The following is a 15,018-nucleotide window of genomic DNA, read 5'->3' as shown; positions in this document are numbered from 1 at the left end:
GCACCGCCATCCGCGTCGTCCCATCCTACGAGGCCGGGTCGGGGTCAGCCGAGTGCTCCGCAGCCGGTGGCGTCGGGGTCCCCGGCCGCTGCCGCGGCCCACCGCACATGGCCGAAGGTGGCGTCGAACCGGCCGGCGGTCCCGACCAGGAACGGCGTGTTGACCTGCCGGGGGTCGAGGCCGACGTCGGTGAAGCACTTGATCGGGATCTTGACGGTCCGCGGCGCGCCGACCGGCAGCCCCCGCAGGACCGAGGTGACGTCCAACTCCGCCGCGCACGGGTAGACGCAGTGCACGGCGAACACGGTAGGCGCGGTCGGCCGCTGGTGCACGACGAGGTCGATCACCAGGGCGCTGCCGGGGCCGGCGTGGGCGGTCACGTCGCTGCCGCCGTTGCCGTGCTGGAAGTAGACCTGGGCGTTCGAGGTGCCCGTCCACGTCACCCGCACGCCCGTCGCCCCCTCGGGGGCCGCGGAGATCGCGCCGTAGGCGGCCCGGCCGTCGTCGCCGATCACCGTGCCCGCCCACCCGTCCTCGGCGGAGCCGAGCATGCCGCGGTACGCGCCCGCGTCGTCGCTCGGGTGGACGTCCAGGTCCGGTGTCGACCCCCCGCCCGCGACTGCCGCGTCGCCGGTGGTCCGCGCTGCGCTCGCCGAGGTGTCCGGTGCGGCGCCCGGCACCGCACCCGTCGCGCGCACCTCCTCCGGCGGTGCACCGGTGAACGCGAGGGCGGCGGTCGTGCCGACGGCCGCCACGGCGACCGCGGCCAGCAGGACCAGCCACCGGGACTTCCGCGCGGCGGGCCGACCACCTGCCGCAGGAGCGGCGGTGACCGGACCGGAGCGGACCCGCCGCGCTGGGGGGACCGACGCGGACCGGGCGGTGGTGGCGGCGCCGAGGGCGACGGTGAACTTGGGGTGGAGGCTGACGCGGACGGGTTTGCCGAAGGTGTCGGAGACCATCTGGGACACGAGGGGGATGCGGGAGGAGCCGCCCGCCAGCAGCACCCCGGCCAGGCTCTGCGGGGCGACCCCCGCCGACGCGAGGGTGCGGTGCAGCGCCTCGATCGTCTGCACCAGCGAGGGTCGGATCATGTCGTTGAACTCGGTGCGGGTGATGGTGATGTGGTGTGTGGTGTGGGGTAGGGGGATGTGGATGGTGACGTCGGGTTCGAGTGAGAGGTCTTCTTTGGCTTTGATGCAGGCGGTGCGGGTGGTGGTGAGGGTTGTGGTGGTGGTGGGGTCGGTGGGGTCGAGGGTGGTGAGTGCGCCGTCGAGTCGGGTGTCGAGGTGGGTGAGGAGGGCTTCGTCGAAGTCGATGCCGCCCATGCGTTCGATGCCTTCGGGGGTGCCGAGGATTTCGGTGCCGTTGTGGTGTGCGCGCAGGATGGTGGTGTCGAAGGTGCCGCCGCCGAGGTCGTAGACGGCGACGAGTTCGCCGTTGCCGAGTCGGCGTTCGGTGGAGTAGTGGGTGGCGGCGGCTTCGGGTTCGGTGATGATGTGGACGTTGTCGAGTCCGGCGAGGCGGGGTACTTCGTCGAAGTGCTCGCGTCGGTAGGGTCCCCAGATGGCGGGGCAGGTGAGCACCACGGCATCCGGCGGCGCCCCTTCGAGGGAGGTGACGTCGGCCACGACGTCGCGCAGCTGCGCCGCCAGCAACGCCTCGGGGGAGTAGGCGGCCCCGCCGACGACGACCGGTGTCGGGTCGCCCAACCGGCGCTTGTGGCCGCGGGACACCCGCAGGGGGTCCGTCGGCGCCAGCGCCGCCGCGCCGGACCCGGTCAACAGCCCACCGCCCGCGGTGGCGAACACGACGGAGGGGACCACGACGTCGGGACCCAGCGGCACCACCCGGGTGCCGGAGTCCCCCGACACGGCCGCTGCCGTGAACGTCGTGCCCAGGTCGACACCCAGTCCGTAGCCCACTGTGGACACTCCTCTCGGCGGTCGTGGCGGTTCATCGCAATGGATACACCGCACTGGGGGAAGAGGTGCCCCCACTGCCCCTTCGGGGTGGGCATCTCTGCCCGATGAGGCCGCGGCGCGCGGGTGCGCGGTCGTACCGGGCGCGCCCCGGTCAGGCGGCTTCGAGGGCGGCGGCCTCCGGCAGGGCCTCCCGCAGCGTCCGCAGGGCCTTGTGCACCCGGCTCTTGACGGTGCCGACCGGCACCCGCAGCACCTCGGCGGCCCCGGCGGCGGTGCGGTCGGCGAAGTACACCTCCACCACGGTGTCCCGGTGCGGCGAGGACAACACGTCGAGCACCGAGTCGACCACCATGCGGTTGACCACGTCGTCGGCCGGTTCCGGGACGGCGGTGAAGTCGCAGTCCGGCAGCTCGACCTCGGTCGGTCGGGCCCGCCGGCTGCGGTACTGGTCGACCACGATGTTGTGGGCGACCCGCATGAGCCAACCCCGGACGGAGCCGCGGTCCTCGGTCAGCCGGTCCTGGTGCCGCCAAGCCCGCACCCAGGTCTCCTGGACGACGTCCTCTGCGCGGTGGTGGTCGCCGGTGAGCTTGCTCGCGTAGGCCAGCAGGGCGGCGCCGTGGGTGTTGACGATGACTTCGAAGGCGGACATCCCTCTTCCTCCCGGTCGTGTTCTCTCTGGGAAGAGAATCGCGATTCCGGCGGCGGAAATCGGTGGGACCGTCCCTCCGGGACACCGGGCGCACCCGACGCTTTCAGCGGGCATCCCCCGGTGCGGGAGTAGGGCTACCCCTACCCCGCCGCCCGAGCGCCACCAGCCCGGCGCCGCCGCCCAGCACCAGCGCCGCGCCCAGCACGACCGCGGCGAACCACAGCGCCCGACGCGCCGGGGCGGTGTCCGGCTCCGGCGGCCGGGGAACGTCCAGCCGTTCCGCGACGGGTTCGCGGACCGGCCCGCTCGGGGCGAACACGGTCGTCACGGCCGCCACGGGGTCCACCACGCCGTGGCCGACCCGCGGGTGCGGCGACGGACCGGCGGGCCGGTCCGCGGTGGCGAGCAGGCGGGCCACGACGGCGGGCGCGCGCAGTCCGGGGTGGCGGTCGCGGACCAGCGCCGCCGCGCCCGCCACGTACGCCACGGCCAGTTCGGGGGCGGACGCCTCGCGGTGACCGGCACCGCTCGGCGCGATGCCCACCAGGGCCTCGGCCGGGGCGGCCACCGCGGGTTCGGCGCCGAGCGGGGTGTTCGGCGGCGGACCGCCGACGCCGAGCGGGGCCACCGCCACCACACCCGGCAGCGCGGCCGGGTACGCCCGCGTCCCGCTCTCCCGCACGGCGGCCGACGCGACGACCACGACGTCCTTCTCCGCGGCGGCGGCGACCGCGGCCCGGAGTTCGGGCCGGTCGAGCGGGGTCACCAGGCCGACGGCGACGACGCGGGCGCCCGCGTCCACCGCGGCGCGGATGCCCGCGCCGAGCCGGACGGGGTCCACCTCGGCCGGGTTGTCCGTCACCCGCACCGGCAGCAGCCGGGCGGCCGGGGCCACGCCGGCGAACGGGACGCCGTCGCGCGGACGCGCGGCGATCAGGCCGGCGAGGAACGTGCCGTGCCCGGAGCAGTCCACGTCCGCCGGTCCGCCGCCGAGGTCCGGGGTGGGCGTCACCGCGCCCGCCAGGGCGGGCGCGGTCGCGCTGACCCCGGTGTCCACGACCGCAACCGGCACCGCACCCTCGGCCAACGCCCAGACCCGGGAAGGCGCCAGCCTGCGCTGGGCCCACGACTCCTCGCCGACCACCTGCTCCTGGGCCGCCGCGCACCCCTCCGCCAGGGCGACCGGCGCGGGCGGGACCGCGATCCCCAGCAGCAGACCGGCGACCACGGCCGCCCTGCCCGCCGCCGTCACGGCTCCTCCGTCCAACCGACCTGGAGGCCGGTGGCGTCGCGCCGGGTGACCAGCGCGCCCCGCCCCGGCGGCAGCTGCCGTCCCCGGGCGCCGTTGAGCAGCGGCATCTCGTTGGGCGGCATGGACAGCGCGAGTTCCGGGGTGTTCGACTCCTGGAGCCTGCGCACGACCGCGTCCATCGACGTGCGGCTCGACCCGGCCGCGGCCCGGGACAGCACCACGTGCAGGCCGATGTCGCCCGCCTGCGGCAGCAGCTCCACCAGCGGTTCGAGCGGGCCACCCAGACCGCCGACCAGCAGGTCGTAGTCGTCGACGACGATGAAGACGTCCGGGCCGGACCACCAGTCCCGCTCGCGCAGGCGGCTGGGCGCGATGTCCGCGCCGGGCACCCGCTGCTTCAGCTCCGCCGCCACCGGCCTGATCAGGTCTGCGGCGGCGGCGGCGGACACGGCCACCCCGCGCCGGAAGGCCTCCGGGACGCTGTCGAGCAGCGTACGCCGCGGGTCCACGACGACGATCTGCGCTTCCTCGGGGGAGTACACGCGGGGCACGGCCGAGGCGATGAGCCGCAGCACGGCGGTCTTGCCGCTGCCCGCGTCGCCCACCACGCTCAGGTGCGGCTTGTCCGCGAAGTCGTGCCACACCGGCAGCAGGTCGAGCTCGCCCGCGCCCAGGGCCACCCGCGGACCGCGCTGCGGCTCCGGCAGCTCGGCGGCGGGCAGCACCGCGGGCAGCATCCGCACCACCGGCGCGCGCGTGCCCGGCCAGCTCTCCGACACCGCCTGCACCAGTTCCCGCGTCGCCCCGGCCAGCCCCTCCGCGCTCGCGCGCCCGTCCACGCGCGGCACGGCGCCCAGGAAGTGCAGCTTGTCGGGGGTGAGGCCGCGGCCAGGCTGCTTGGGCACCTGCCCGGCCTTGCGCATGTCGATCACCGAGTCGATCGCGTCGCCCAGGCGCAGCTCCAGCCGCGTGCCCAGCTGGTCCCGCAGCGCGCTGTGAACGTCGGACCAGCGGTTGGCGGTCAGCACCAGGTGCACGCCGTAGGACAGGCCGCGCTGGGCGAGCTGGCGGATGGCCTGGTCGTGCTGCTCGAAGTCCGTGCGCAGCGAGCCCCAGCCGTCCACGACGAGGAACACGTCGCCGTGCGGGTCGTCGGCGAACTCACCGGCCGCGCGGCGTGCCCGGTAGGCGGCCATGCCCTCCACGGCGTGGTCGGTGAACAGCCGCTCGCGCAGCGCCAGCACGCCCTGGACCTCGGCGACGGTGCGGGCCACCCGCTCGGCCTGCATGCGGCTGGACACCCCGCTCACGTGCGGCAGGCCCTCCAGCGCGGTCAGCGTGCCGCCGCCGAAGTCGAGGCAGTAGAACTGCACCTCGGCCGGGGTGTGGGTGAGCGCCAGCGCGGTGATCAGGGTGCGCAGCAGCGTGCTCTTGCCCGCCTGCGGGCCGCCCGCGATGCCGACGTGCCCACCGGCCCCGGACAGGTCCACCAGGTGCAGGTCCCGGACCTGGTCGAACGGCTTGTCCACCACGCCCACCGGCACCACCAGCCCGCCGCGCGAGGTGCCGCCCACCGCGACCAGGCCCAGTTCGGGGTCCGGCACCAGCGGCGGCAGGAGCTGGTCCAGCGACGGCGGGGCGGTCAGCGGCGGCAGCCACACCTGGTGCGCGGGCGGGCCGTGCCCCACCAGCCGGTCCACCGCGACCTCCAGCACCGACTCACCGGTCTCGGTGACGTCCTGGGCGGGCTTGGGCTCGGGCGCGGCGGGCATCGGCAGCCGGGCCGCGCCGAACGGCACCACCTGCCGGCGCACCTCCTCCTGCCGCTGCTCGCGGGTGCGGCGGCGGTGCTTGCCGGAGACGTAGGCGGCCTTGAAGCGGACCAGGCTCGCGACGTCGCTGCGCAGGTAGCCGTTGCCGGGCGCGCTGGGCAGCTGGTAGGCGTCGGGCACGCCGATCACCGAGCGGCTCTCCATCGCGGAGAAGGTGCGCAGGCCGATCCGGTAGGACAGGTGGCTCTCCAGCTTGTGCATGCGCCCGTCGTCGATGCGCTGGCTGGCGAGCAGCAGGTGCACGCCCAGCGAACGGCCCAGCCGGCCGATCATCACGAACAGGTCGGCGAAGTCGGGGTTGGCCGCGAGCAGCTCACTGAACTCGTCCACGATCACGAACAGGGTGGACAGCGGGTCCAGCGGCGCACCCGCTTGACGGGCCTGCTCGTAGTCCAGCAGTGAGCTGTAGTTGCCCGCCGAGCGCAGCAGTTCCTGCCTGCGCACCAGCTCGCCGTGCAGCGCGTCCTGCATCCTGGTGACCAGCGGCGCCTCGTCGGCCAGGTTGGTGATCACCGCCGACGTGTGCGGCAGCCGGTCCAGGCCGAGGAACGTCGCACCGCCCTTGAAGTCGACCAGCACGAAGTTCAGCACCTCCGAGGGGTGCGTCATCGCCAGGCCCAGCACCAGCGTGCGCAGCAGCTCGCTCTTGCCGGAGCCGGTCGCGCCGATCAGCAGGCCGTGCGGACCCATGCCGCCTTGGGCGGACTCCTTGATGTCCAGCTCCACGATCGAGCCGTCCTCGGCCACGCCCAACGGGATGCGGAACCGCTCCGGGCCGGGCGCGGTGCGCCACAGGGACGCCGGGTCCAGGGCGTCCAGGTCGGCCACGCCCAGCAGCCGGGGCAGGTCGAAGTCGCCCACCATCGGCTCGGAGACCTCGGAGACCCCGCCCAGCCGGTAGGGGGAGATCACCCTCGCCAGGGCCGCCGCGCGCGGCGCGCTGAGCAGGTCGGGCGCGCACAGGGCGGTGCGCACCGCCTGACCGGTGCGGTCGGTGCGGACCACGTGCACCTGCCGGGGGGCGACCTCCAGCCGCAGCCGCGACTTGCCCGCCGTCTCGCCCAGCCCGCCGGAGACGTCGAGCACCACCGCGTTGCGGTAGCCCGCGCCGGCCAGGCGCGACTCCACCGGCGCGGCGACGCCGTCCAGGACGACCACGACGTAGGGTTCCTCGCGGCTGGGCGACGTGCCCGCCTCGAACCGCGCGCGGGACGACAGCTCCGCGTCCAGCAGCTCGGTCAGCCCGTCCACGCCGTCGGCCAGCAGCCGCGCCTGCCCCGCGCCGTCCTGCTCGGTGGGGTGCTGGGCGTGCGGCAGCCACTTCACCCAGTCCCACAGCTCCGCCCGTTCCGGGTTCGTGCACACCGCCACCCGCAGGTCCTCCGGCGAGTGGAGGGTCACCAACTGCGCCAGCACGGCGCGCACCACCCCGCGCACCGCATCCTCGTCGCCGGAGAACCGCACCTGCGCGAAGCCGCGCAGGTACAGCGCGGTCGGTTGGTTGGACACGGTGGTGTAGGCGTTGATGAACCGGCGCAGCGCCCGCGCCGACAAGGGCTCCAGGTCGGAGACGGGCTTGGTGCTCAGCGGGCTCATGGTCATCGCCAGCCGCTGCGGCCCGACCCCCACGCGCACCTCGGCGAAGTCGGCGTGCGCCGCCCGCCGCTCCCACAGACGGTTGGTCATCGCCACGGACCACAGCCCCGCCGGGTCCGGGTGCCGCCAGGCCAGCGCGGTGCGCTGCCGCTGGGCCACCGACCGCACCTGCGCCCGGGTCTGCCCCAGGTAGCGCAGGTAGTCCCGGCGCTCGCCGCGCATCCGCTGCCTGCGCTCGCCGCCGCCGCGCCCGGCCTGGCTGAACACCATGCCCAGCGCCATCAGGCCCATCATCGCGCCCATGCCCAGGCCCATCGCCATGTTGGTGCGGCCGAACATGAACACCATCATCAGCGCGCCGCCCAGGGCCATCGGCAGCATGAGCAGCGCCGCCCCGAGCCCGCCGCCGGTGCTCTCCGGCAGCACCGGCGGCTCCTGGAGCGACAGCTCCCCGGAGGGCATCTCCGGCGGCTGCTCGCGGCCCTGCCTGCGGAACAACGTCGTGGTCATCGCCCTCGGCTCCTCGGTCTGGGTGGGCCTGCACCCCAGACACGGCACGGCCCCCGCCCGGGGTTCACCGGCGGACCGCGAACCGCGGGCGGCGTGCGGCGCGTGGAGGGGGTATGTCCACGATTCCGACCGCCACGACCGCGGGCTCCGGGGAGATGTGCCGGCTCACCATCTGCGGGCCGACCTCCCGGGTGGAGCTCGCGGTCCCCGCGCACGTCCCCATCGCCGACCTCATGCCGACCGTGCTGGGCCACCTCGACCCGGCGTTGGCGACCAGTGGCCTGGCGCACGGCGGCTGGGTGCTCCAGCGCCTCGGTGAACCGCCGCTGGACGAGGACCAGGGCACCGCCGCCGCCGGGCTCTACGACGGCGACCTGCTGCACCTGCGGCCCCGCGACGACCTGCTGCCGCTGGTGGACTTCGACGACCTGGTGGACGGGGTCCACACCGGTCTGTCCCGGCGGGAGGACCGCTGGACCCCGGACGTGACGCGCCGCACGTGCACCGCGCTGGCCGGGGCGAGCGCCCTCCTCGCCGCCGTCGTGACCGCCCTCGCCGGTTCCCCCGTCGCGGCGGGCGCCCTGGCACTGGTGCTGCTCGGCGCGTCCGCCGCCTCGGTCCACGCCTTCGGCGAACGCGCCGGCGCGGTGGCCCTCGGCTCGGCGGGCGTGCTCGCCGCGGCGGTGACCGGGCTGGCGGTGCCCGCCGGGGGAGCGCCGCCGGACCGGTGGTTCACCGGGCCGGGGGTGCTCGCCGCGGGCGTGGCGGTGGCCGTGGCGGCGGCCCTGGCCCGCGTGGCGGCGGGGGTGGCGCCCTCCGCCTTCCTCGCGGTGTCGGTCGCGGGCGCGCTCACCGCCGCCGGCGGGGCCGTCGCCGCGTTCACCCCGCTGAGCGGCGCCGCCGCCGCGTCCACCGTGCTCGTGGTCGCACTGCTGCTGACCAAGGCCGCACCGGCGGTGGCGGCCCGGCTGGCGGGCCTGGCGGTCGAACCGGTGCCCACGACCACCGAGGAGTTCCAGCAAGGGCTGGACCCGCTGCCCAGCGGCGACGTGCTGGACCGCGCCGATCGCGCCGACACCCACCTGACGGCGTTCCTGGGCGCGCTGGGCGCGCTGTTCGCCGGCGGTCTGCTCGTGGTCGCCGCCACACCCCGGTGGGACGCCGTCGCCTGCACCTGCGTGATCTCGCTGCTCCTGCTGCTGCACTCGCGGGAGCTGGCCGGCACCCGGCACCGGCTCTCCGCGCTCGTGCCCGCCCTCGTGGGCCCGGCCGTGCTGGCGTGCGCGTGGACACCGCGCCTGGGCGAAGCGGGGTGGGTGGCGCTCCTCTGCGGGCTCGTCGTGCTCGCCGTCGCCGCCGCGGCGGGCGCGCGCCTGCTGCCCGGCCGCCGGCTCGTGCCGCGCTGGGGCCGCTGGGGCGACCTGGCGCACTGGGCGTGCGCGCTGGCCGTCGTCCCGCTGGTGCTGTCGCTGGCCGGTGCCTACGGCGCGATCCGGGACGCGTTCGCGTGAACCCCGGCTCACCCGCGCCGCGTGACAGGAGCAGGGACAGACGGAGAACGGATCAGCGCGGAGAGGAGGAACACCGTGTACGACAGGCGTGAGCAGGTCCAGGCCCATTCCTTCCTGTCCGGTCGGCTCAACTCGGCCCTGCTGCGCACCGACCCGGACGCCGCCGAGCAGCCCCTGCGGCGGACGTCCACCGGACTGCTCGGCGGCATCGCGATCGGCGGCCTGGTGATCGCGGGCGTGCTGGTCGCCGGTCTGCTGTCGCCCGGCGGCGGCGACAAGTGGCGCGCCCCCGGCACGCTCGTCGTCGACGAGGACACCGGCAACCGCTACCTGCTGGTCGCCGGCGAGCTGCGGCCGGTGCTCAACCACGCCTCGGCCAGGCTGGCGCTGGGCGCGGACATGCGGGTCGTCGCGGTGTCGTCCGCGGACCTCGACGGCACGCCCAGGGGCGCGGCCGTCGGCATCCTCGGCGCACCCGACGAGGTGCCCACCCGCGTGGCCGCACAGCCGTGGACGGTGTGCGCCGGCGACGACGCCGAGGTCTCCCTGACCATCGGCGAGGCCCCCGGCACCGCGCCCACCGACCACGCGGCGCTGGTCCGGGTGGGCGAGGAGCTGCACGTGGCCTGGCGGGACCGCAGGTTCCGGGTCACCGCCCCCTGGGCGCCCCGCGCGCTGGGGCTGGACCCGGCGGACGCGGTGCAGGTCGACCCGGCGTGGCTCAACGCCCTGCCCGCCGGACCCGACCTGGGGGCGCCCGCCGTCCAACGGGGCGGAGCGGGCCGCTCGATCGGTGTTCGCGCGGCCGTCGCCGGCCAGTCCGTGCGGGTGCCCGGCGCGGTGGGGGGCGGCGACTTCGTGGTCACCCCGGCCGGGCTGGCGCCCGTCACCGCGACGGTGGCGGCGCTGCTCGCCGCGGACCCGGCCGGCGCGGGCCTGCCGGTCCTGGAGATCACCCCCGCCCAGCTGGCCGAGCAGACCGTGCTGCCCGCGCCGGAGTTGCAGGCCGACCTGCCGCCCGAACCGCCCGCACCGCTCGACCGCGACGGCCGCACCGCGTGCGTGCGCTGGGCCGGCGACACCGCGGAACTGGTCACCGCGCCCGCGGCCGGCCCCGCCCGCGCCACCGCCCTGCCCGGCGCGACCCGGGACGACCGGGTCGCCGACCGGGTGGAGGTCGCACCCGGTGCGGGTCTGCTGGCCCGCACCCGCCCCGCGCCGGGGGTGCCCGGCGAGGGCGTCTACCTGATCACCGAACCCGGTGCCAAGTACCCCGTGGCGAGCGCCGACGCCGCCGCGGCCCTGGGGCTCCCGGTCGAGTCGGCCACGGCGGTCCCCGCGGACCTGCTGGCGCTGCTGCCGACCGGCCCCGTGCTCGACCGCATCACCTGACCGCACCACCACCCCCGACCGCACGATCCCACGACCCGAGGAGAAGACCTTGTCCCGCAACGCCTACGACGAAGCGCTGCTGATCCAGATCATCAACGGCACGGACACGGCGCTCCAGAACATGGGCACCGTCAACCAGCAGGTGACGCTCATCGCCGGGCAGCTCGGCATGGCGAACCAGTCCACGGCCGGCCAGAAGCTGACCTACGCGCTGACCGACTGGGGCCACGGCTTCAACCGCGTGGTCAACAGCCTGCGAGCGCTCAACGACAACGTCATCAGGATGCGCGACGAACTCCGCACCGCCGCGGTCGAAGCAGAAGCCGCGGCCGGCGCCGGCACCGGCAGCTGACCCGCACACCGCTACCGAGAGGAACCAACGACCGTGACCTCCTTCGACATCAACAACAACGGCCTCACCGAGCTGAACGAGCACCTGTACCGACAGGTCCACACCGTGGGCGAGATCCTGGAGAACCTCAACGCCGTCATGGCCTCCGTGCCGACGGCCGTCGACAACAAGGCCACCGGTGTCTGGCTGGAGCTCCAGAAGGAGTGGAACAACGCCTACACCGAGATGACCCAGAAGCTCAACCGGAACACCCTGGCCTCGATCGACGTGCACGAGATCTTCAACAACGGCGACAACCGCAGCGCGACCATCATGATGAGCTGATCGACCGGCACGCCGCGAGTCCACACCGGACTCGCGGCGTGCCGCCGTGACCACCACACCCGCGGAAGAGAGACCATGGCCGAGAACACCACGTTCGACGAGGCGAAGTACAACAAGCTGATCGCGGTGATCGAGGAGCTGGAAGACGGGCTCGTGCACCACGCCACCCAGTCCGACACGGTCCCGCTCGACACGGACTTCCAGGTGCAGCCGGACGGGCAGGGCTGGCAGGCCGCCACCAACCTGGTGTCCAAGGGCAAGGGCTTCGGCGGCTCGGTCGACCAGCAGAACGAGTCGCTGCGCCAGGGGCTCGTCAAGTTCCGCAACGCCCTGGTGGCCGCCAGGGGCATCTTCAAGGACACCGACGACCTCGCCACGTACGACATCGGCCGGTTCGTCGCCGAGTACCCGGACTTCAACACGGGCGGTCTGGGCGGCGGTGGCGGTTACGGAGGCGGTGGCAACCCCTTCGGCGGCGACAACACGCCGCCCGAGACCGAAGAACAGCCGAAGAAGTAGCACCGGGTCAGGAGAGGAGCACCAATGGCCGAGTCTTCCGGGTCGCCCGGCGGGGACTACTCCCGGTCGACGTTCGACCAGATCATCAAGGCGGTCACGGGGTACGACATCAAGCTGCACAGCACCCTGGATGCCGGGCTGGGGGCGGGGGGCTGGTTCAAGACCGCCGAGCCCGAGGGCGCGTCCAACACCATGTCCTACCGGGCGTGGGACCACGAGTACTTCCGGGTCGAGATCAACAACTCCGCCTACCAGAACTGGAACGCGGCGGCCAACGGTGTCGAGGAGCTGGCGCCCGCCCTCGCCAACGGCAAGCTCGGTCTGATGGACGCCCCCCGTTTGTGGGACGCCAGGAACGTCACGGAGAAGTACGTCCGCTGGCTGGAGAACTCCCTGGAGACCACCAAGACCTGGGTGGCGGGGCTGGACAGCGAGGACTCGGCGTTCCGCGGCAAGGCGGCGTACGCGATCCAGGTCAACCTCAAGCGGCTGGCGTTCACCTTCAACGACCTGCGCGACCAGATCATGGAGGACCGCAAGCCCGCCACGCCCGTCGCGCTGGACGACGCGGCAGAGGCGCTCCGCCACTTCGGCCAGTCGATGGCCTGGGTGTGGTGGGAGTCGAACAAGTTCCTGTTCAACCAGGCGGGGGCGACGGCCACCCAGATCATCGGCAACGTCATGGACCACCTCCGGTACGCCGGTCTGTTCGTGAGCAACAAGGACCTGCCCGTCAACGACAACCGCTACTACGTGCTCGACGACTACGGCAGCAGGGAGGAGGCCGAGGAGTACATCAGGAGCGTGATGGCCCGCTACGACTCCTCGGTCCCGTACGAGCACCCGCTGCCGCCGGGCTTCCAGCACGTGCGCGGCGACCTGTCCAACCCGGCCCTGTGGCAATCGCTCAACGCCGCCCTCAGCGGCTACCTCCGCAAGGAGGTGGAGAAGCTGGACCTCAAGGCGCGCGAGGAGATGGTCAAGCTCGCCGAGGTCTACACCCGCAGCGGCCGGTCGATGACCGCCCTGAAGACCAACCAGCCGCCGAACCTGGGCAGTCCACCGCCCGACTTCGGCAACGGCAACGGCAACGGTCCGCCGGGCAGCGACATCCCGGAGCTGGGCGATGGCGACGGCAAGGGCGAGCAGGAGTTCAAGTTCGAGTGGCCCCCGATGCCGCCGGACGGGAAGGGGAGCGGCAACGGCGACCTCGACCTCGACCTCGACCCGGGCGACGGCAACGGGAACGGGAACGGGAACGGCGACCTCGACCTGGGCAACGGCAGCGGCGGTCTCGACCTGGGCAACGGCACCGGCAACGGCGGTCTCGACCTGGGCAACGGCACCGGCGATTTCGACCTCGGCGACGGACTGGGCAACGGCCTCGGCGACGGACTGGGCAACGGGGCCGGGGTCGACGGTCCCGGGGGCCTGGGCGGGTCCGGTGGCTCGGGCGGCTTCGACGGCTTCGGCAACGGCGGGCCGGGCGTGGACGGCTTCGGCAACGGCGCGGGCGACGGCGGTCTCGGGGGTCCGGTCCCGTTGGTGCCGGCCCTCCGCCAGGGCGGTCGCCCGACCGGGGAACCGGAGCGCAAGCAGCCCTCGCTGGGCGACGGCAAGTTCGACGTGCCGGAACTCGACCTGCCCGACCAGCCCGGCCGACCCGGCCAGGGTGGCGCCGGTGACGGCTGGGCCCCCGAACCCACCCCCGGCGAGATCAGGCCGTCGCTGCCCAGCCTGGCCGCCGACGGTCAGATGTCGTTCGGCGCCGGGTCGCTCCAAGCGCCGGGGATGCCGACGATGCCGGGGGACGAGTCGGGCGGTGGCGCGGGGAGCGGCCTCGGCTCGGCGTTCGCCGGGACGCCCGGGTTCGGCGGTTCCGCCGGCGACGGCCTCGGCGGACCCGGCACGGACCGGGACGGCTTCCTGGCCGGTGCGCCCGACGGGCGTGACGGGTTCCTCGGCGGTCAGTTCGCCGGGCAGGCGAACCCCGGAGGCGCCGGCAGCCGTGATGAGGGCAGGGGCGGTATGCCGTTCTTCCCGCCGATGATGGGCGGGATGGGCGGTCTCAACAACAACCAACAGCAGCAGGAGCGGGAACGGCAGACCTGGCTCTCGGAGGACGAGGAGATCTGGGGCACCGACAGCGGCGTCGGCCTCGGCGTGATCGGCCGGCCCGACGCCGGCGACACCGCCGCCGACGAGCTGGTCGTCCCGACCCACGTCCACGTCCGCTCCGCCGCCCCGCGCGGCCGGACGGCACCCGCCGAGCGCACTGCCGACCACACCGCCCAATCCAGCACCACGACCTGACAGGAGGACGGATGTCCGGCCCGCTGCACGACGAGATGACCACCGCGTTGACGGACCTGCGCGCGCAGCAGGACCGCATCGCGGAGACCCTGGCCCAGCTCGGCTCGGTGGAGGCGACCTCCACCAGCGAGGACCGCCTCCTCCAGGCGACCGTCGACGGCCAGGGCCGCCTCACCGGTCTGAAGTTCACCGGCCGCCGGTGGCGCGACCTCGCCCCGAAGGAGCTGGCCGCCAAGCTGGTGGAGGTCGTGAACCGGGCCCAGGACCAGGCGGCGCAGCAGACGGCGAGCCTGATGTCGGGGCTCATGCCCGCCGGCCTGGACCCGGAGCGCCTGCGCGACCTCGGCACCGATCTCGACGCGCTGTTCGAGTCCGCGGTCCAGGACCTCGCGTCGGGGCGGGGGGACCGGTGAGCGACCGCATCGCCGTCGACGTCGACGCCCTGCGCAAGGGTGGGGTGGACATCGACGCCACGGCGCAGCTCGCGATCTCCATCTGCGGCGACCTGCGTCACTCCGTCGAGCTGTACGGCAACTCCGGCGGCACGGGCGAGATGGGCGAGATGTTCAACGAGAAGTACCGCCCGTCCGCCGAGATGGCGCTGAAGTTCCTCAGCCTGCTGGAAGAGGTCCTCGGCGGCGCGAGCGAGCGCACCGTGGGGACTTCCCAGTCGTTCGACGCCGCCATCGGTGACGCCGACGCGGTCACCAACACGCTCTAGGAGTTCTCCGATGGCCATGATGGTGCCTGATGAGGTGCGTATGTTGTTCCAGGTGTTGTCCGGTGAGGAGTGGCCGGATGCGAATGAGGATCATCTGCGTGCTTTGGCGGATGCGTGGG

General features: G+C 74.2%; 12 protein-coding genes. 8 read left to right on the top strand and 4 right to left on the bottom strand.

The features are described 5' to 3' along the window. Positions 1 to 44 precede the first annotated feature (44 nt). The 4 genes from Q5530_RS36980 to eccCa form a co-directional block, all read right to left on the bottom strand. Complete coding sequence (locus Q5530_RS36980; RefSeq protein ID WP_415367581.1) at positions 45 to 1,925, bottom strand: Hsp70 family protein; 1,881 nt, start codon at positions 1,923 to 1,925, stop codon at positions 45 to 47. A gap of 151 nt (positions 1,926 to 2,076) precedes the next feature. Continuing rightward, complete coding sequence (locus Q5530_RS36975; protein WP_415367580.1) at positions 2,077 to 2,577, bottom strand: sigma-70 family RNA polymerase sigma factor; 501 nt, start codon at positions 2,575 to 2,577, stop codon at positions 2,077 to 2,079. A gap of 103 nt (positions 2,578 to 2,680) precedes the next feature. Further along, complete coding sequence (locus tag Q5530_RS36970; protein ID WP_415367578.1) at positions 2,681 to 3,829, bottom strand: S8 family serine peptidase; 1,149 nt, start codon at positions 3,827 to 3,829, stop codon at positions 2,681 to 2,683. Further along, on the bottom strand, positions 3,826 to 7,767 hold the full coding sequence (eccCa, locus tag Q5530_RS36965) for a type VII secretion protein EccCa (protein ID WP_415367577.1): 3,942 nt from the start codon (positions 7,765 to 7,767) through the stop codon (positions 3,826 to 3,828). Before eccCa ends, Q5530_RS36970 begins: the two co-directional genes overlap by 4 nt. 113 nt (positions 7,768 to 7,880) lie before the next feature. Between eccCa and eccD the strand changes: the two genes are divergently transcribed. From eccD to Q5530_RS36925, 8 genes are all read left to right on the top strand, one after another. After that, positions 7,881 to 9,278, top strand: coding sequence for a type VII secretion integral membrane protein EccD (eccD, locus tag Q5530_RS36960; RefSeq protein WP_415367576.1), 1,398 nt, complete (start codon positions 7,881 to 7,883; stop codon positions 9,276 to 9,278). 75 nt (positions 9,279 to 9,353) lie between these two features. Beyond that, complete coding sequence (gene eccB / locus Q5530_RS36955) at positions 9,354 to 10,670, top strand: type VII secretion protein EccB (protein ID WP_415367575.1); 1,317 nt, start codon at positions 9,354 to 9,356, stop codon at positions 10,668 to 10,670. A 49-nt stretch (positions 10,671 to 10,719) separates the two neighbouring features. Continuing rightward, positions 10,720 to 11,022, top strand: coding sequence for a hypothetical protein (locus Q5530_RS36950; RefSeq protein WP_415367574.1), 303 nt, complete (start codon positions 10,720 to 10,722; stop codon positions 11,020 to 11,022). A gap of 33 nt (positions 11,023 to 11,055) precedes the next feature. Continuing rightward, the gene (locus tag Q5530_RS36945) at positions 11,056 to 11,346 is read left to right on the top strand and encodes a hypothetical protein (protein ID WP_415367573.1); all 291 of its coding nucleotides are present in this window, start codon (positions 11,056 to 11,058) and stop codon (positions 11,344 to 11,346) included. A 75-nt stretch (positions 11,347 to 11,421) separates the two neighbouring features. Next, positions 11,422 to 11,865 carry a hypothetical protein gene (locus tag Q5530_RS36940; RefSeq protein WP_415367571.1) on the top strand — a complete coding sequence of 148 codons (444 nt, stop codon included), beginning with the start codon at positions 11,422 to 11,424 and terminating at the stop codon, positions 11,863 to 11,865. Between the two features lie 24 nt (positions 11,866 to 11,889). Beyond that, complete coding sequence (locus tag Q5530_RS36935; protein WP_415367570.1) at positions 11,890 to 14,178, top strand: hypothetical protein; 2,289 nt, start codon at positions 11,890 to 11,892, stop codon at positions 14,176 to 14,178. Positions 14,179 to 14,189: 11 nt separating this feature from the next. Next, positions 14,190 to 14,591 carry a YbaB/EbfC family nucleoid-associated protein gene (locus Q5530_RS36930; protein WP_415367568.1) on the top strand — a complete coding sequence of 134 codons (402 nt, stop codon included), beginning with the start codon at positions 14,190 to 14,192 and terminating at the stop codon, positions 14,589 to 14,591. Next, on the top strand, positions 14,588 to 14,899 hold the full coding sequence (locus Q5530_RS36925) for a hypothetical protein (RefSeq protein ID WP_415367567.1): 312 nt from the start codon (positions 14,588 to 14,590) through the stop codon (positions 14,897 to 14,899). The genes Q5530_RS36930 and Q5530_RS36925 overlap by 4 nt, the downstream gene beginning before the upstream one ends. The last annotated feature ends 119 nt before the right edge of the window (positions 14,900 to 15,018 follow it).

Origin of the sequence: Saccharothrix sp. BKS2, from assembly GCF_047689505.1 — a bacterium.
Taxonomy (GTDB): domain Bacteria; phylum Actinomycetota; class Actinomycetes; order Mycobacteriales; family Pseudonocardiaceae; genus Actinosynnema; species Actinosynnema lopnurensis.
Note: the sequence above shows the minus strand (reverse complement) of the source record. Positions and strands in the feature narration are given on the sequence as shown.

Bases quoted from the DNA above. Each gene is read 5' to 3' on its own strand.
- eccCa (WP_415367577.1), bottom strand. From the start codon at position 7,767: ATGACCACGACGTTGTTCCGCAGGCAGGGCCGCGAGCAGCCGCCGGAG.
- Q5530_RS36930 (WP_415367568.1), top strand. From the start codon at position 14,190: ATGTCCGGCCCGCTGCACGACGAGATGACCACCGCGTTGACGGACCTG.
- eccD (WP_415367576.1), top strand. From the start codon at position 7,881: ATGTCCACGATTCCGACCGCCACGACCGCGGGCTCCGGGGAGATGTGC.
- Q5530_RS36935 (WP_415367570.1), top strand. From the start codon at position 11,890: ATGGCCGAGTCTTCCGGGTCGCCCGGCGGGGACTACTCCCGGTCGACG.
- Q5530_RS36975 (WP_415367580.1), bottom strand. From the start codon at position 2,577: ATGTCCGCCTTCGAAGTCATCGTCAACACCCACGGCGCCGCCCTGCTG.
- Q5530_RS36940 (WP_415367571.1), top strand. From the start codon at position 11,422: ATGGCCGAGAACACCACGTTCGACGAGGCGAAGTACAACAAGCTGATC.